The organism is Agrobacterium sp. 22094 (assembly GCF_052046015.1).
In the GTDB taxonomy this organism is placed as follows: Bacteria; Pseudomonadota; Alphaproteobacteria; order Rhizobiales; family Rhizobiaceae; genus Agrobacterium; species Agrobacterium cavarae.
In genome coordinates, this window is the sequence record NZ_JBQEPX010000001.1 from 1,333,629 (window position 1) to 1,350,101 (window position 16,473).

At 59.9% G+C, this 16,473-nt stretch carries 16 protein-coding genes; 11 read left to right on the forward strand and 5 right to left on the reverse strand.

Going from position 1 to position 16,473, the window contains the following annotated elements; all coding sequences use genetic code 11:
- Nucleotides 1-33 precede the first annotated feature (33 nt).
- Nucleotides 34-336: a zinc ribbon domain-containing protein YjdM gene (locus ACTJK5_RS06390; RefSeq protein WP_440612027.1), complete on the forward strand. Its 303-nt coding sequence runs from the start codon at nucleotides 34-36 to the stop codon at nucleotides 334-336.
- 13 nt (nucleotides 337-349) lie between these two features.
- Nucleotides 350-838: a Holliday junction resolvase RuvX gene (gene ruvX / locus ACTJK5_RS06395; RefSeq protein ID WP_440612028.1), complete on the forward strand. Its 489-nt coding sequence runs from the start codon at nucleotides 350-352 to the stop codon at nucleotides 836-838.
- Here ruvX and ACTJK5_RS06400 read toward each other — a convergent pair.
- From ACTJK5_RS06400 to ACTJK5_RS06420, 5 genes are all read right to left on the reverse strand, one after another.
- The gene (locus ACTJK5_RS06400; protein WP_113274198.1) at nucleotides 781-1,107 is read right to left on the reverse strand and encodes a DUF6105 family protein; all 327 of its coding nucleotides are present in this window, start codon (nucleotides 1,105-1,107) and stop codon (nucleotides 781-783) included. The two genes, ruvX and ACTJK5_RS06400, sit on opposite strands and share 58 nt — an antisense overlap.
- The gene (locus ACTJK5_RS06405; RefSeq protein WP_440612029.1) at nucleotides 1,104-1,253 is read right to left on the reverse strand and encodes a hypothetical protein; all 150 of its coding nucleotides are present in this window, start codon (nucleotides 1,251-1,253) and stop codon (nucleotides 1,104-1,106) included. Before ACTJK5_RS06405 ends, ACTJK5_RS06400 begins: the two co-directional genes overlap by 4 nt.
- Nucleotides 1,254-1,484: 231 nt before the next feature.
- A complete protein-coding gene (locus ACTJK5_RS06410; RefSeq protein ID WP_162743437.1) occupies nucleotides 1,485-2,135 on the reverse strand; it encodes a TetR/AcrR family transcriptional regulator in 651 nt (216 codons plus the stop codon).
- Between the two features lie 131 nt (nucleotides 2,136-2,266).
- Entirely contained in the window at nucleotides 2,267-2,881 is a 615-nt protein-coding gene (locus tag ACTJK5_RS06415; protein WP_440612030.1) for a GNAT family N-acetyltransferase, read from the reverse strand.
- Complete coding sequence (locus ACTJK5_RS06420; protein ID WP_440612031.1) at nucleotides 2,881-4,533, reverse strand: acyl-CoA dehydrogenase family protein; 1,653 nt, start codon at nucleotides 4,531-4,533, stop codon at nucleotides 2,881-2,883. The genes ACTJK5_RS06415 and ACTJK5_RS06420 overlap by 1 nt, the downstream gene beginning before the upstream one ends.
- Before the next feature lie 129 nt (nucleotides 4,534-4,662).
- Between ACTJK5_RS06420 and ACTJK5_RS06425 the strand changes: the two genes are divergently transcribed.
- The 9 genes from ACTJK5_RS06425 to ACTJK5_RS06465 all read left to right on the forward strand — a co-directional run bounded on the left by ACTJK5_RS06425 (nucleotide 4,663) and on the right by ACTJK5_RS06465 (nucleotide 16,399).
- On the forward strand, nucleotides 4,663-5,604 hold the full coding sequence (locus ACTJK5_RS06425; RefSeq protein WP_062425511.1) for an aspartate carbamoyltransferase catalytic subunit: 942 nt from the start codon (nucleotides 4,663-4,665) through the stop codon (nucleotides 5,602-5,604).
- Nucleotides 5,601-6,893: a dihydroorotase gene (locus tag ACTJK5_RS06430; RefSeq protein ID WP_440612032.1), complete on the forward strand. Its 1,293-nt coding sequence runs from the start codon at nucleotides 5,601-5,603 to the stop codon at nucleotides 6,891-6,893. Before ACTJK5_RS06425 ends, ACTJK5_RS06430 begins: the two co-directional genes overlap by 4 nt.
- Nucleotides 6,894-6,936: 43 nt before the next feature.
- Nucleotides 6,937-7,554: a glycerol-3-phosphate 1-O-acyltransferase PlsY gene (gene plsY / locus ACTJK5_RS06435; RefSeq protein ID WP_440612033.1), complete on the forward strand. Its 618-nt coding sequence runs from the start codon at nucleotides 6,937-6,939 to the stop codon at nucleotides 7,552-7,554.
- 31 nt (nucleotides 7,555-7,585) lie between these two features.
- The gene (gene dprA, locus ACTJK5_RS06440) at nucleotides 7,586-8,740 is read left to right on the forward strand and encodes a DNA-processing protein DprA (protein WP_440612034.1); all 1,155 of its coding nucleotides are present in this window, start codon (nucleotides 7,586-7,588) and stop codon (nucleotides 8,738-8,740) included.
- Between the two features lie 243 nt (nucleotides 8,741-8,983).
- On the forward strand, nucleotides 8,984-11,674 hold the full coding sequence (gene topA, locus ACTJK5_RS06445; protein WP_440612035.1) for a type I DNA topoisomerase: 2,691 nt from the start codon (nucleotides 8,984-8,986) through the stop codon (nucleotides 11,672-11,674).
- A complete protein-coding gene (gene rnr / locus ACTJK5_RS06450; RefSeq protein WP_335322642.1) occupies nucleotides 11,671-14,025 on the forward strand; it encodes a ribonuclease R in 2,355 nt (784 codons plus the stop codon). The genes topA and rnr overlap by 4 nt, the downstream gene beginning before the upstream one ends.
- A gap of 73 nt (nucleotides 14,026-14,098) precedes the next feature.
- A complete protein-coding gene (locus ACTJK5_RS06455; protein ID WP_335322643.1) occupies nucleotides 14,099-14,533 on the forward strand; it encodes a DUF983 domain-containing protein in 435 nt (144 codons plus the stop codon).
- 6 nt (nucleotides 14,534-14,539) lie between these two features.
- Nucleotides 14,540-15,217: an NUDIX hydrolase gene (locus ACTJK5_RS06460; protein WP_418884851.1), complete on the forward strand. Its 678-nt coding sequence runs from the start codon at nucleotides 14,540-14,542 to the stop codon at nucleotides 15,215-15,217.
- 9 nt (nucleotides 15,218-15,226) lie between these two features.
- Nucleotides 15,227-16,399 (forward strand): MFS transporter, encoded by a 1,173-nt coding sequence (locus ACTJK5_RS06465; RefSeq protein WP_062425518.1) that lies wholly within the window; start codon nucleotides 15,227-15,229, stop codon nucleotides 16,397-16,399.
- Nucleotides 16,400-16,473 lie beyond the last annotated feature (74 nt).

A 16,473-nucleotide genomic window follows, 5' to 3' on the forward strand; every position in this document is an offset into this window, starting at 1 on the left:
ATAAAACCCAAAACCTTACTTTGGAGTGATAAGATGGCCGCAGATAATGACGACTATGTGTATGACGAAGCGACCGGCGACTGGCGCCCTGCCTCGGAAGTCGCAGCCGCGGCCGCCAAGGCCACTGAGGTTCGCGATGCCGCAGGCAACCTGCTTGCAGATGGTGATTCCGTCACGCTGATCAAGGACTTGAAGGTCAAGGGTACGAGCACCACGCTGAAGCAGGGAACCGTGATCAAGTCGATCCGTCTGACCGACAATCCAGAAGAGATCGATTGCAAAAGCGATGCGGTCAAGGGTTTGGTGCTGCGCACGGAATTTGTCCGCAAGAGATAAAAAGGGTCACCGCATGGCGACGCTGACGATAGAGGAACTGGCTGAGACCCTGGGGCCAGGACAGGCGATAGCCGGTCTTGATCTCGGCACCAAGACGATCGGTCTTGCGATGTCGGACCTGTCACGACGATTTGCCACCCCTCGCCCGGTGCTGAAGCGGATCAAGTTTACCCAGGATGCAGCGCTGCTTCTGGATTTTGCCGCGAAGGAAAAGGTCGCCGCCTTCGTCATCGGTCTGCCGATGAACATGGATGGCTCTGCCGGTCCGCGCGTTCAGGCGACTCGCGCCTTCGTTCGCTCCATGAGCGAGAAGACCGATATCCCCTTCGTCTTCTGGGATGAGAGGCTTTCCACAGTCGCGGCCGAAAGAGCACTTCTGGAAATGGATGTCTCGCGGGCAAAACGCGCCGAACGCATCGATTCCGCCGCCGCAAGTTTCATTCTTCAGGGTGCCTTGGATCGGCTTTCGATGCTGGCGAGAGATGCGTCCATAGAAGGCTGACGCGCACGCCACCATGCGGCAATTGCCTTGCGCTTGCGAAATCCGATGATCGCGAAAACGAGCAGGCTGTCCACCGCGATTGCGCGCGCCACAAGCGGCGGAATCGTCTCGGGAGGAATGCCGAGCACATTGCCATAGATCTGGAAGACCAGATCATGCGCCTGCCGCGTCAGCATGAAAAAGCCGAAGCTCATGTCGTAGTAGGACAGGAAGTACCAGCTGCCGAGCAGTAGGACGGGACCCGCCCACAAAATCAGAAACCACTTCATGCCATCCGCTCCCCTGCCAGAGCCGCTCCAGCCGTCTGCTCGTCAGGCAGCGCTGCGATGACAGCCCAGCGCAGTAACCCCATGATGCACAGGTTCAGCGTCGGCGCATTCAGATCAAGTGGTAGCAGGGCGAAAAACGTCATCATGACGCTCAAAGGTATCCAGCGGCTCACAGCGCTTCCTTCTCATCCAGCTCTTAATTCGTAGTTAACAAATCGTTAACACCATGAACTCACGGTTAACGCGGAGCAAACGAAACCTGCATTTATGGTTAACGCGGGACGCAGGCTGTGGACAAAGTGCAGCGGTATTGCCGCCATCGGCACAGCCAACGGCGTCTGTTCGATCAACAGTGGAGCGATTAAGTGCGGGCCGGATCAGCCGTAAAGGGCGCGAACGATGCGCTTGACCGCGACGGCGATCTTGTCCCAATCCTTGTCACTCTTCAGCGACACGCCTGAGAACTGGCCATTGGTTGCGCCGGCAATCACCAGATGCTGGATGGAGGCGAAGAGGAGAGCATTGAGCACCACAGGGTCGGCGCCTTTCGGCGGCTGCAAGGATCCACGCATGCGGTCGATCCATTTGACCAGCGCCTTCGAGCGCGCGTCAGCCAGTTGCTTGACCTGCTCCGTTTGTTCGGAGAGTTCCCAGGCAATGATCTTGCAGACCAACGGATCGGCGCGAAGCGCATCGAGATAGGAGAGCATAAGCCGCTCCATCAGGTCGCCATAGGTCAGAAGGAACATGCCGCCTGTATCTTCCGGAATACGGTCCTGCACCCAGGAGCCAAGATCCTCGCCGATTGCTGAAACCAGGCCTTCGAGACCGCCGAAGTAACGATAGATCAGCTGCTTGTCGCAACCGGCGCGACGCGCCACGGCATTGATGCCGAAACCCTGGAAGCCCTCCTCCGCCAAGAGCGACTTCGCCGCAGCAAAGATCGCCTTCTCCGTCGCAGCGCGATCCTTGATGCGCTTTTCCGGCGCGGGCGACATGAGGGCGGCAGTGCCATCAATGGCGAGCATGGCTTTTCCGAATCTCCGATTGGTGACGTATAATGCGCAGTTAGCAAAGAGTTAACAACGCGACAATCGAGACGAAGCCTAGCAACCCTGGCTTTCCTGTGGATGGTGGAAAAGACGGCTTTCTTTTGGGCTCAGGCACCCAAAGACATGCCGAACCATGCGGTGCCGGCAGGCATCCCGGCAAGCGGCGAGAAGCCACGCGATTGCCAGAAAGCGATACCATTATGGTTTTCAGGATTGGCACCGAGATGGATGCCCGGAATCCCTTTGCTGCGCGCCGTCTCCACCCACATCGACAACAGCCGAGAACCGCCGCCGGTACCGCGAGCGCGAGAGAGGAGGTTCATATGGATATGGGCGGGGTAATTCTGAAGCACTGCAGCGGGCATGGGCGACGGCTGGTGAATGAAGGCAACGCGCTTGCGGTGTTCTTCGGGCAGAGCTTTGGCCTCGTCTTCCACGAGCGGATAAAGCTCGCGCAGCTTCGGCCACCAAGCCTGTTCCAGCCGTTCTTGGTAAGCTGCGGTATCGGTGGCGCCGACGATGTAGCCGCAGATGCCTTCTCCGTCTTCGGCAACAAAAGCGCTATCTGGACAAAGATGGAGATAGGGAACCGCATAGATATTACCGACGAGCTTTTCGTCGGCGTAGCGATGCGAGGCGTCCTTGCCAGCATCGCCCGTTGCAAGGCAGATGGCGTAAAGCGCCTCCTCGTCCTGTGGAACGGCTCTGCGAAAAGTCAGCATTACGACACCGGCGGATAAAGCAGATCGATGATGTAGGTGGGATCGAAGCGGCTATCGAGCATGCCGTAGGTGTGGCGCCAGCCGCCCGCCAGGCGGGTTTCAAGGAAGGCATCGGCGATGCGCCCTGCCCCGATGCGGCAGAGTTCGGCAGCGGCGGCGGCGAGAGCAAACTGCTCCACCAGCAGACGGGCAGCGCCCTCGTCACGCTCACAAAGAGCAATCGCGGCGCGCAGCACATCGGTGGTCTTCTTGCCGGATGGGCCGAGGTCGCGTTCCAGCGTTTCGAAGACGAGATCGAACAGATCCTTACCACGCTGCAGCACGCGCAGCACATCGAGCGCCATGACGTTGCCCGAGCCTTCCCAGATGGCGTTGACCGGGGCTTCGCGATAGTGACGCGCAATCGGGCGCTCTTCGACGTAGCCGTTGCCGCCAAGGCTTTCCATCGCTTCGTAGATCAGGGCCGGCGCAATCTTGCAGCACCAGTATTTGACGATCGGCGTCATCACGCGTGCGTAAGCCGCTTCCGCCGGGTTGCTGCGGGCGCTGTCGAAGGCTGTTGCCAGGCGGAAGGACAAGGCGGTTGAAGCAGCGACATCCAGCGCCATGTCCGCCAGCACGCGCGTCATCACCGGCTGATTGACGAGCGGCTTGCCGAAGACTGAACGACCGCGGGCGAAATGAACCGCTTCCGCGAGCGAGGCGCGCATCATGCCAGACGACGCCAGCGCGCAGTCGAGCCGCGTCAATGTCACCATGTCGAGAATGGTCCGAATGCCGGCACCGGGGTCACCTAGCAGATAACCGAAGGCATCGCTGAATTCGACTTCGGCCGACGCATTGGAACGGTTGCCGAGCTTGTCTTTCAGCCGCTGGAAATGCAGGCCGTTGGCCGAGCCGTCTTCCAGAAAGCGCGGTACGAGGAAACAGCCCATGCCATCGCCCATCTGCGCCAGCATGACGAAGCCGTCGCTCATGGGCGCCGAAAGGAACCACTTGTGGCCGGAGAGCCGATAGATGCCCTCACCCACGCGCTCGGCAGTGGTGCGGTTGGCGCGCACATCCGTGCCGCCCTGCTTCTCGGTCATGCCCATGCCGATGGTGACGGCCGTCTTCTGCATGGCGGGCTTTTGCGAGGAATCATATTTGCGCGAGAGGATTTTCGGCGCCCATTCGTTCTGAACGCGCGGCGAAGCCATCAACGCTGCAACCGAGGCATGGGTCATGGTGAGCGGGCACAGATGGCCTGCTTCGAGCTGCGCCGTCAGATAGAATTTCGTCGCGCGGGCTTTATGTTCGCTGCCGCGCGTATCAGCGGAATTTTCCCAAGCGGCACTGTGCAGGCCGGACGACATTGAGCGGCGCATCAGAGCATGCCAGGCGGGGTGAAACTCCACCTGATCCAGACGCTCTCCGCGCGGGCCATGGGTGTGAAGCTGCGGCGTGCTGCGGTTTGCCATACGCGCCAGTTCCTGGGCTTCGGCAGAGGTGACATAGCGCCCGATCTGGTCCAGCTCGTCGCGAAGCGGACGCGAGAGATTGGAGGTCAGATCGACGATGAGCGGATCGGACCGGTAGGCATTGATCCCGGACCAGAGGCTCGGCTGGTTCAGTTCGGCAAGCTGTTCTTCAGTCCGGTTCATATCTGTCATCGTGTACTTTTATCGGGATTCGCAATTAAATGCCTATATAGGCTCGTTCCCGGCTTATCCCATGCTTGCCGACAAAGCCACCTGTCTTTATAGACCGCGACTGACTATTCCGGCCCGGAGGACAGTTCCATGGTCTATTTTCCCCACCGCCATCTTCTTGGTATCAAGGGGCTTTCCCATCAGGATATCACGCTTCTTCTCGACAAGGCTGACGAGGCCGTGAAGATCAGCCGCCAGCGTGAAAAGAAGACGTCGACGCTTCGCGGTCTGACACAGATCAACCTGTTCTTCGAAGCCTCGACCCGCACGCAATCCTCCTTCGAACTGGCCGGCAAACGACTGGGCGCGGACGTGATGAACATGTCGGTCGGTAACTCTTCGGTGAAGAAGGGCGAAACGCTGATCGACACCGCAATGACATTGAATGCCATGCGCCCTGACGTTTTGATCGTGCGCCATTCATCCGCCGGTGCGGCAGCGCTTCTGGCGCAGAAGGTTGCCTGCTCGGTTGTCAATGCCGGCGACGGCCAGCATGAGCATCCGACGCAAGCGCTCCTCGATGCGCTGACGATCCGCCGCGCGAAGGGCAGTATCTCTGGTATCACGGTAGCCATTTGCGGTGACGTGCTGCATTCGCGCGTTGCCCGCTCCAACATCATCCTCCTGAACCAGATGGGCGCGCGGGTGCGTGTCGTTGCTCCGCCGACGCTGCTGCCCTCCGGCATCGCCGACATGAGCGTCGAAGTCTTCCACGACATGAAGGAAGGCCTGAAGGGCGCCGATGTGGTGATGATGCTGCGCCTGCAGCGTGAGCGCATGGCGGGATCCTTCGTGCCGTCGGTGCGCGAGTATTTCCATTATTACGGCCTCGATGCGGAAAAGCTCAAAGCCGCCAAGGAAGATGCACTCGTCATGCATCCCGGTCCGATGAACCGCGGCGTGGAAATTTCCTCGGAAGTGGCCGATGGACCGCAGAGCGTCATCGAAGCCCAGGTGGAGATGGGCGTCGCCGTGCGCATGGCGGTGATGGAAACCCTTCTCCTTTCTCAGAACATGGGAGAGCGCGTATGAGTGCCGCGACCGTCCTCAACAATGTGCGTATCATCGACCCGTCGCGCAATCTCGACGAGACCGGAACGATCATCATCGGCGCTGATGGAACGATCCTCGCGGCTGGCAAGGATGCGCAGAACCAAGGCACGCCGGACGGCGCGACGGTGCGCGATGCGAAGGGGCTGGTCGCCGTTCCAGGCCTTGTGGATGCGCGCGTCTTTGTCGGAGAGCCCGGCGCAGAGCACCGCGAAACAATCGAGTCCGCCTCGCGTGCGGCAGCCGCAGGCGGCGTGACCAGCTTCATCATGATGCCGGATATGGATCCGGTCATCGATGACATTGCGCTGGTCGAGTATGTGAAGAAGACTGCGCGAGACAAGGCCGTCGTCAACGTGCATCCGGCGGCGGCTCTGACAAAGGGTCTGCTGGGCGAGGAGATGACCGAGTTCGGCATGCTGAAGGAAGCCGGTGCGGTTGCCTTTACCAATGGCCGCAAGGCGCTGTCCGATACGCTGGTGCTCCGCCGCGCCATGACCTATGCGCGTGAGCTCGGGGCCGTCATCTCGCTTGAGACGCGCGACAAATATATCGGCAATGGCGATATGAATGAGGGGCTGCTGGCAAGCTGGCTTGGCCTTCCCGGTATCCCCAAGGAAGCCGAGATCATTCCGCTCGAACGCGACCTGCGCATCACGGCACTGACGCGCGCCAACTACCATGCCGCCAAGATTTCCGTGCCGGAATCGGCAGAGGCCATCAAGCTTGCGAGAGCACGCGGCGTGAAGGCCACCTGCGGCATTTCGATCAATCATTTGACGCTCAACGAAAACGACATCGGCGAATACCGCACCTTCTTCAAACTCTCGCCACCGCTGCGGTCGGAAGACGATCGCGTCGCTATGGTCGAAGCATTGAAGCAAGGGACGATCGATATCATCGTCTCGTCGCATGATCCGCAGGATGTCGACACCAAGCGCCTGCCCTTCTCCGATGCGGCAAGCGGCGCGATCGGCCTGGAGACCATGTTGGCCGCAGCGCTTCGGCTGTATCACAGCGATCAGGTGCCGCTGATGCGCCTGATCGACGCGCTGTCGACGCGACCGGCGCAAATCTTCGGACTGGATGCCGGAACGCTGAAGCCCGGCGCCAAGGCCGATATCACCCTGATCGATCTCGATGAGCCATGGCTGGTTTCTGAAAAGAAGCTGGTATCGCGCTCGAAGAACACACCATTCGAGGATGCACGTTTCAGCGGTCGCGCGGTCAGTACATATGTTGCGGGCAAGCTTGTTCATTCACTGCAGTAAAAATGGTGGTGCGCGAAGACGCACCTGAAGAGGGGACACAAACATGACTGCATTGACCGTTTGGGAGACAGCGCCGGCATTTCTCTTGGCTGCGGCTGTTATCGGCTACCTGCTCGGCTCCATTCCCTTCGGCCTGCTTCTGACGCGGGCGGCGGGTCTTGGCGACGTGCGCCAGATCGGCTCGGGGAACATTGGCGCGACCAACGTGCTGCGGACGGGCAACAAGAAGCTCGCCGCGGCAACCCTTCTCTGCGATGCTTTCAAGGGCACGGCAGCAGTGCTGATCGCCAATACGCTCTGGGGATATGAGGCCTCGCTGGTGGCGGGCTTCTTCGCCTTTCTCGGCCACCTCTTCCCGGTCTGGCTCGGCTTCAAGGGCGGCAAGGGTGTGGCGACCTATATCGGCGTGCTGCTCGGCGCCGCTCCGCTGATGATGCTGCTTTTCGCCGCCATCTGGCTGATCACCGCCTTCGTTACCAAATATTCCTCTTTGTCGGCGCTGGTCGCAATGCTCGTCATCCCGATCGTCCTGTGGATTGCGGGACCGGAAAAGACCGCGCTTCTGGTTACCGTTCTCAGCATCATTTCCTGGTACATGCACCGCGAAAACATCAAGCGGCTCTTGGCAGGCACGGAAAGCAAGATCGGCAAGAAGGGCTGAGACGGGTTACTCTCCATGACCGGGGGCAGCTATGCCGTATGAAGGCGAAAATAAAAACGGTATTACCCTGACGGAAAAGCAGAAGCTTTCCTGGTTGCGGCTGATCCGCAGCGACAATATCGGTCCCGTCACCTTCCGCGATCTGATCAATCACTTCGGCAGTGCTGAAGCGGCGCTGGATGCCCTGCCCGATCTTTCCCGTCGCGGCGGCGCGGCGCGCAGCCCACGCATCGCGACACTTGCTCAGGTCGAGCGCGAGATGGAAACCGCAACACGGTTTGGCGCCCGCTTCGTCGGCATCGGCGAGCCGGACTATCCGCCCGCTTTGCGAGAGATAGACGGCGCACCGCCCCTGATTGCGATGAAGGGTTCGAGTGCCACCGTCATCCGACCGTCGCTTGGAATCGTCGGCTCCCGCAACGCCTCGATCAACGGCGCGAAGTTTGCGGCAATGCTGGCACGGCAATGCGGACAGGCGGGCTACACCATTGCTTCCGGTCTTGCGCGCGGCATCGACGCCGCCGCTCACGCCGCCAGCCTTTCGACCGGTACCGTCGCCATGCTGGCTGGTGGACTCGACAAGCCCTACCCGCCCGAGAATTTCCGCCTGCTGGACGATATCTACGCCAATGGCGGTGCGACCATCAGCGAAATGCCGTTTGGCTGGGAGCCGCGTGCGCGCGATTTTCCACGGCGCAACAGATTGATTGCAGGCGTGTCCCTCGGCGTGCTGATCGTGGAGGCGGCTGAACGCTCCGGCTCTCTCATCACCGCGCGGCTGGCTGGAGATTTTGGCCGGCTCGTTTTTGCGGTGCCCGGCTCGCCGCTCGATTCTCGCTGCCATGGCACCAACCGGTTGATCAAGGATGGCGCCACACTGGTGACGGAAGCGGCCGATATTCTCGATGCACTCTCGCCGATGATGGAGCCGCGACTCGACCTGCAGCACGTCGTCCGAGAAGGCACCGGGGATCAACCCATCTCTCAAACCGGAGACCGCGCAGGAGACAAGGAGCGCGCCATCCTTGCGGAGGCGCTCGGTCCCTCGCCGGTTGAAACCGACGACATCATCCGCCACACGGGTTTGCCTGCGGCAACCGTCTATCTTCTGCTTCTCGAGCTCGATATTGCCGGAAAATTGAACCGGCATTCCGGTGGACGAATTTCGATGATCATGGCGGATTGAGACGCCAAGGGGTCGCTCAAGGGAAGCGTGCGGATGATGGCGGACGGGAGCATTCCGCCAATCAAAAATTGTCTTCCCATCAGAAAAATTCCAGAAGTTGCATATGGGCGTGAAGACAGAAAAACAGGCGTTCCCCCTTGACCGCAGCGCATTACCTGTCCATGTCGAAATAAAAGGAAGGCGTTGTTGCGTGCGGAATCAGCGACGATGCCGGTTAACGGACATGTTTCCAGAGAAAAAAATATGAATGTCGTCGTCGTAGAGTCTCCGGCAAAAGCCAAGACGATCAACAAGTATCTTGGCCCCGGCTATAAGGTTCTTGCATCGTTCGGCCACGTTCGGGATCTTCCCGCCAAGGATGGTTCTGTTCTTCCCGACCAGGATTTCGAAATGTCCTGGGAGGTCGATCCTGCCTCACAGAAACGCATGAAAGATATCGCCGATGCCGTAAAGGCATCCGACGGCCTGTTTCTCGCAACCGACCCTGATCGCGAAGGAGAGGCGATTTCCTGGCACGTTCTCGATCTTCTCAAAAAGAAGAAGGTTCTGGGCGACAAGCCGGTCAAGCGCGTGGTGTTCAATGCCATCACCAAGAAGGCCGTTCTGGATGCGATGGCGGAACCGCGCGACATCGACATTCCGCTCGTCGATGCCTATCTCGCCCGCCGCGCACTCGATTATCTGGTCGGCTTCAATCTCTCACCGGTTCTCTGGCGCAAGCTGCCTGGTGCCCGCTCGGCTGGACGTGTGCAGTCCGTGGCGCTCCGCCTGGTCTGCGACCGTGAATCGGAGATCGAGCGCTTCGTATCGGAAGAATACTGGAACATCTCAGCCCTTTTGAAGACACCGCGTGGTGACGAGTTCGAAGCAAAGCTCGTTTCGGCAGACGGCAAGCGACTGCAGGGCAAGTCCATCAAGACCGGCGACGAGGCGACCCGGCTAAAGACGTTGCTCGAAGGCGCAAGCTATGTTGTCGACACGGTCGAGGCAAAGCCCGTCAAGCGCAATCCCGGCCCGCCCTTCACCACCTCTACGCTGCAGCAGGCAGCGTCTTCGCGCCTCGGTTTCTCCGCCTCGCGGACCATGCAGGTGGCGCAGAGACTTTATGAGGGTATCGATATCGGTGGCGAGACCGTCGGTCTGATCACCTATATGCGTACCGACGGTGTGCAGATGGCGCCGGAAGCGATCGACGCTGCACGCAGCGCCATCGGCGACCAGTTCGGCGATCGCTACGTGCCGGAGAAGGCGCGTTTCTATTCGACCAAGGCCAAGAATGCCCAGGAAGCCCACGAGGCTATCCGCCCGACGGACTTCAATCGGTCGCCGGACAAGGTGAAGCGTTACCTCGATTCTGATCAGCTTCGTCTCTACGACCTGGTCTGGAAGCGCGGCATCGCGAGCCAGATGGCTTCGGCCGAGATCGAGCGCACGACCGTTGAAATCCTAGCCGATAACAAGGGCGAGAAGGCTGGTCTTCGCGCCGTCGGCTCCGTCATCCGTTTCGATGGCTTCATCGCCGCCTACACGGACCAGAAGGAAGACGGCGAACAGAGCGACGATAGCGAAGACGGTGGACGTCTGCCGCAGATCAATGCTCGCGAGAACCTAGCCAAACAGAAGATCAATGCGAGCCAGCACTTCACTGAGCCGCCACCACGCTATTCCGAAGCATCGCTCATCAAGAAGATGGAAGAGCTCGGCATCGGCCGCCCTTCCACCTATGCCGCGACGCTGAAGACACTGAGCGACCGCGAATATATCATCGTCGACAAGCGCAAGCTGATCCCGCATTCGCGCGGTCGGCTGGTGACAGCTTTCCTCGAAAGCTTCTTCACCCGCTATGTGGAATATGATTTCACGGCCGACCTGGAAGAGAAGCTCGACCGGATTTCGGCCGGCGAACTCGATTGGAAGCAGGTTCTTCGCGACTTCTGGAAGGACTTCTTCGCCCAGATCGAAGACACCAAGGAACTGCGCGTCACCAACGTTCTCGATGCGTTGAACGAAGTGCTTGCACCGCTGGTGTTTCCAAAGCGCGAAGACGGCTCCGATCCGCGCATCTGCCAGGTCTGCGGTACCGGCAACCTGTCGCTGAAGCTCGGCAAATACGGTGCCTTCGTCGGTTGCTCGAACTATCCGGACTGCAACTACACCCGCCAGCTGACCTCGGATGGCGCCGAATCCGAAGCCGCAGCGCTGAACGAGCCGAAGGCGCTTGGCGCCGATCCGATGACGGGCGAAGAGTTGACGCTGCGCTCCGGTCGCTTCGGGCCCTATATCCAGCGCGGCGACGGCAAGGAAGCCAAGCGCGCCTCCCTGCCCAAGGGCTGGAAGCCGGAAGAGATCGATCACGAGAAGGCGCTGGCGCTGATCAACCTGCCACGCGACATCGGCAAGCATCCGGAAACCGGCAAGATGATTTCCGCCGGCATCGGCCGCTATGGTCCTTTCCTGATGCATGACGGCGGTTATGCCAATCTGGAGAGCGTGGAAGACGTCTTCTCCATCGGCCTCAACCGCGCCGTAACAGTGATTGCCGAGAAGAAGGCCGCACCCGGTCGTGGACGCTCCTCCACGCCTGCTGCGCTCAAGTCGCTTGGTGACCATCCCGATGGCGGCGCCATTACCGTTCGCGACGGTCGTTTCGGTCCTTATGTGAACTGGGGCAAGGTCAATGCGACGATCCCCAAGGCGCAAGCTCCCGATACGGTGACGCTGGACGAAGCGCTGGTGCTGATTGCAGAGCGCATTGCCAAGACCGGCGGCAAGCCAGTCAAGGCCAAGAAGGCTCCGGCAAAGAAGAAGACCGAAGACGATGCAGACGCCAAGCCGACAAAGGCAAAAGCGGCAAGCAAGACCAAGGCTGCGGCCAAGCCCAAGGCAGCGGCCAAGCCCAAGACAGCAGCAAAAACCAAGAAGGCAGCATCGTGAGCAAAACACCGCGTCAGAAACAGAATTCCGCCAATGACGGTTTCGGACGCACCGCTCGCTCAAAACGCGTGAACCAAGGCGAAGGCATCATCCATGGAGAAGTGCCTTCGCGCGAAGTGCTGCTGAAGTTCATTGCCGAACATCCGCAACAGGCCTCCAAACGCGAGATCGCCAAGGCCTTTGGCCTGAAGGGCGACAGCCGCGTGGTGCTGAAAGCGCTGTTGAAGGAACTTGAAGTTGACGGCATGGTGCAGAAGAACCGCAAGTCGCTGATGCGACCAGGCGGCCTGCCGCCTGTCACGGTTCTCGATATCACCACGCGTGACAAGGATGGCGAATTGATCGGCCGCCCTGCAGAGTGGCCGGAAGATCAGGGTGCGGCACCCGCCGTCCTTATCCGCCAGTCATCGCAGGACCGCGGCAAAAAGGGGCCGGCGGCCGGTTTGAATGACCGCGTGCTTGCCAAGATTTTCCCCTCCAAGGATCGTACCGGACCGGCCTATACCGCCCGCGTCATCAAGCTTATCGATCGTCGCCAGACCGCGCTGATCGGTGTCTTCAAAGAAAACCCGGGCGGCGGTGGTCGTTTGATGCCGGTGGACCGGCGCGGCGAAGAACTGGTGATCGACCCCGATGGCGTCAACGAGGCCAAGGATGGCGATCTGATCGAAGTCGAAGTCTCGCGCAACAGCGGGCGCTACGGTCTGAAGCGTGCCCAGGTGCTTTCCGTCATCGGCTCGGTCGCGTCGGAAAAAGCCATTTCGATGATCGCCATCTATGGGCACGGCATTCCGCATATCTTCCCGCAGGATGTTCTGGCAGAAGCTGATAAGGCGAAGCCCGCCAGCATGGCGCATCGGGAAGACTGGCGCGATCTGCCGCTCATCACCATCGACCCGGCGGATGCCAAGGACCATGACGACGCCGTCTATGCGGAGCCCGATCCGTCGCCGGACAACCCCGATGGCGTGATCGTCACCGTTGCGATTGCCGATGTGTCTTACTATGTGCGCTCGGGTGCGCCGCTCGATCGCGAAGCGCTGAAGCGCGGCAACTCCGTCTACTTCCCCGACCGCGTCGTACCGATGCTGCCAGAGCGGATTTCCAACGATCTCTGCTCACTGAAGGAAGGTGTCGATCGGCCAGCGCTCGCGGTGCGCATGGTGTTTTCGAAGGAAGGCCGCAAGGCGTCTCACACGTTCCATCGCATCATGATGAAGAGTGCGGCTAAGCTTTCCTATCAGCAGGCGCAGGCGGCCATCGATGGCAAGCCTGATGACAAGACGGGCCCGATGCTTGAGCCGATCCTGAAGCCTCTCTGGCATGCCTATGAGGTGATGAAGCGCGGGCGCGACCGTCGCCAGCCGCTCGAACTCGACATGCCCGAGCGCAAAATTCTGCTGCGTGCCGACGGCACCGTGGACAAGGTCATCATTCCCGAACGTCTCGACGCCCATAAGCTGATCGAAGAAATGATGATCCAGGCCAACGTCGCAGCCGCAGAAACGTTGGAAAAGAAGAAACAGCCCCTCGTCTACCGCATTCATGATGCCCCCACGCTTGCCAAACAGGAGACGTTGCGCGAGTTCCTCGCGACGCTCGGTATCTCCATGGCCAAGGGCGGAGAGGTTCGCGCCAATTCCTTCAACGGAATTCTGGCGCGCGCGCAAGACACTGAACATCAGATCATGGTCAACGAGATGGTGTTGCGCTCCCAGAGCCAGGCGATCTATAGCCCCGAGAATATCGGGCACTTCGGTCTGAACCTGATGAAGTACGCCCACTTCACCTCTCCCATTCGCCGTTATGCCGATCTGATCGTCCATCGTGCGCTCGTCGGGTCTCTGGGACTTGGCGAAGGCGGCATCACGCCACAGGAAGAGGCAACGCTCGACGATATCGCCGCCGAGATTTCCACCTTCGAGCGCCGCGCCATGGCGGCCGAACGCGACACAATCAACCGTCTGATCGCGCACCATCTTTCCGAGCGCGTGGGGGAAGAGTTCGAAGGGCGCATTGGGGGTGTCACCAAGGCGGGACTATTTGTCGCGCTTCCGCAATTTGGCGCAGACGGCTTCGTTCCTATATCTACGATTGGGACCGATTACTTTATCTATGACGAAGCGCATCAGGCACTGACGGGTGAGAAGACCGGTCTCGGCTTCCAGCTTGGCGACACGGTTCAGGTTCGTCTGGCAGAAGCCGTACCGCTGGCAGGCGCGCTCCGCTTTGAGATGTTGAGCGAGGGGCGCAAGATGCCCACAGCAACACGATCCTTCCACAAGACGGCGCGCCGGGGTGGAGGGCGCACGGCGACACCGGGAACGAGGCCGCCGCGCAGGAAACGCTGAACGAGCTTCGTAGCGAGATCGAGCAGAATCTTGCAGCGATGCTTCAGCGCCGCAATCATTTGGAGGAACGGGCATGAGCGAGACGCAGACAGTGCAATATGGCGGCGAGAAGCAGGAACGTCCGCTGGGACGCTCGATCATGCGCGGCATCTCGTGCAGATGCCCCGCCTGCGGCAGCGGTCGGTTGTTCAAGGCCTGGCTGAAGCCGGTGGATCAATGCGCCTCCTGCGGCGAAGACCTCCATCACCAGCGATCTGACGATCTGCCGCCCTATATCTCGATCATGATTCTCGGACACGTGGCGGTGGGCGGCTTTTTGATGACCGACCTGATCCTCATAGTGCCAATGTGGGTACATTTTGCCATCTGGGTGCCGATCACGATTCTCGTGGCTTTGCTGACGATCCAGCCGATCAAGGGTGGCGTCATTGGCCTACAATGGGCGCTGAGAATGCACGGCTTCAGCAATGAGCCTGAGAAGACGCAGATCGACGGGTCATCCCACTGACAGGCGATCACTCCCTTGCCTGCTGAATCCCAAGCTGAAAAATCACCCTATCTGCGTCCGAGGGATGCGGCCTGCCTGATCCTGGTCGATCGTTCGAACGGTTCTGCGCGTGTGCTCGTAGGCAAGCGCAGCAGCGGCCATGTCTTCATGCCGGACGTCTATGTGTTTCCCGGTGGCAGGCGCGACCCACGCGATCACGCCCTGCCCTTTGGTGCCGACCTTAATCCTCTCGTCATCGACAAGCTCAGGCGCTCTGCCTCGCGTGCCATGACGGTTGCAGGGGCGCGGGCCTTGGCTCTGGCGGCAGTGCGCGAATTGGAAGAAGAGACGGGGCTTTGCTTTCGAATTGAACGGGCGCAACAAGGACCGGACCTCTCGGCGCTGCGTTATGTCGCGCGTGCGATCACGCCGCCAGGGCGCATCAGGCGATTCGACACGCGATTCTTTTTCTGCTTCACCGACGACGTCGGCATTGAGCCGGCAAATATAAAAGACTCTGCCGAGCTGCAAGACCTTCAATGGCTTGACATGCGCGACAGTTCCGGTGTGAACATGGCGGCGATTACACGGATGGTTCTCGAAGATGTCACAAACTTCATGATAGGTGATCAGCCACTACAATTTGAAAGCCGGGTGCGACTTTACTTCGAGCGTCGCGGCACATTCATTCGCGGCTTTCTGTAAAAGGTCTCCATGTCACATCCCAACTGCGACGCCGACAATATCCACTGGCCATCGCTTATCGCCGCCATATCTGCCATCAGCGCCGTAGGCATCGCCATCGGTCTTGGCTTGCCGCTCTTGAGCCTCATCCTCGAGCGTCGGGGCATTTCGTCCAGCATGATCGGATTGAACTCGGCCATGGCCGGTGTTGCTGCCATGATTGCAGCGCCCATCACCAGCAAGCTTGCGCATGATTTCGGCGTTGCCCGGACCATGTTGACGGCGGTGGTCATCTCCTCCGTCAGCGCCATGGGCTTTTATTATGCCGCGGACTTCTGGATGTGGTTTCCGCTCAGAATCGTCTTTCATGGCGCGACGACCACGCTTTTCATCCTGTCGGAATTCTGGATCAATGCCGCAGCGCCGCCGCGCAAACGCGGGCTCGTGCTTGGCGTGTATGCGACAGGGCTCGCAGTCGGCTTTGCAGTCGGACCCCTTCTCTTTTCCACCGTGGGAAGTGAGGGCATCACACCGTTTCTCGTCGGCTGTGCCATCATCCTCCTAGCTGCAATTCCAATTTTTCTGGCGCGCAAGGAAAGCCCAGCGCTGGACGAAAAACCTGCCCACCATTTCGTACGCTATATCTGGCTGGTGCCCATGGCCTCTGCTGCCGCCTTCGTTTTCGGCGCGGTACAGGCTGGTGGTCTATCGCTCTTCCCGATCTACGCCACGCGTGAAGGCTTCAATGAATCGCAAGCAGCGCTTCTCCTGACCGTCATGGCAATCGGCAACATGACCTTCCAGATCCCGATCGGCCTGCTCTCCGACCGCATTACCAATCGCCGTCTGCTCCTCGGCGTCATGGCCTTTATCGGCCTTTGCGGCACGCTTGCGCTACCGCTCCTCGTCAACAACTGGATTATGGTCGCGGTACTACTGCTACTGTGGGGCGGCCTCGTCTCGGGCATGTATACGGTCGGCCTGACGCACCTCGGTTCGCGACTCACTGGGTCCGACCTTGTCGCCGCCAATGCAGCCTTCATATTTTGCTATGCGACGGGCACGATTGCCGGCCCACAGACGGTTGGTATTGCGATGGATATATCCGGAAGCCACGGCTTTGCCTGGGCATTGGCGCTGTTTTTCGGCTTCTATGTCGTTCTTTCCATTGGGCGTTCGGTTTTCGGCTCAAAACAGACTTGACTTTTCGGGCGCGATCCGTAGTTTCGCGCCAGATTTAGCCGGGATCGAACAGGTCCGCGGCTCACTTACTTGTT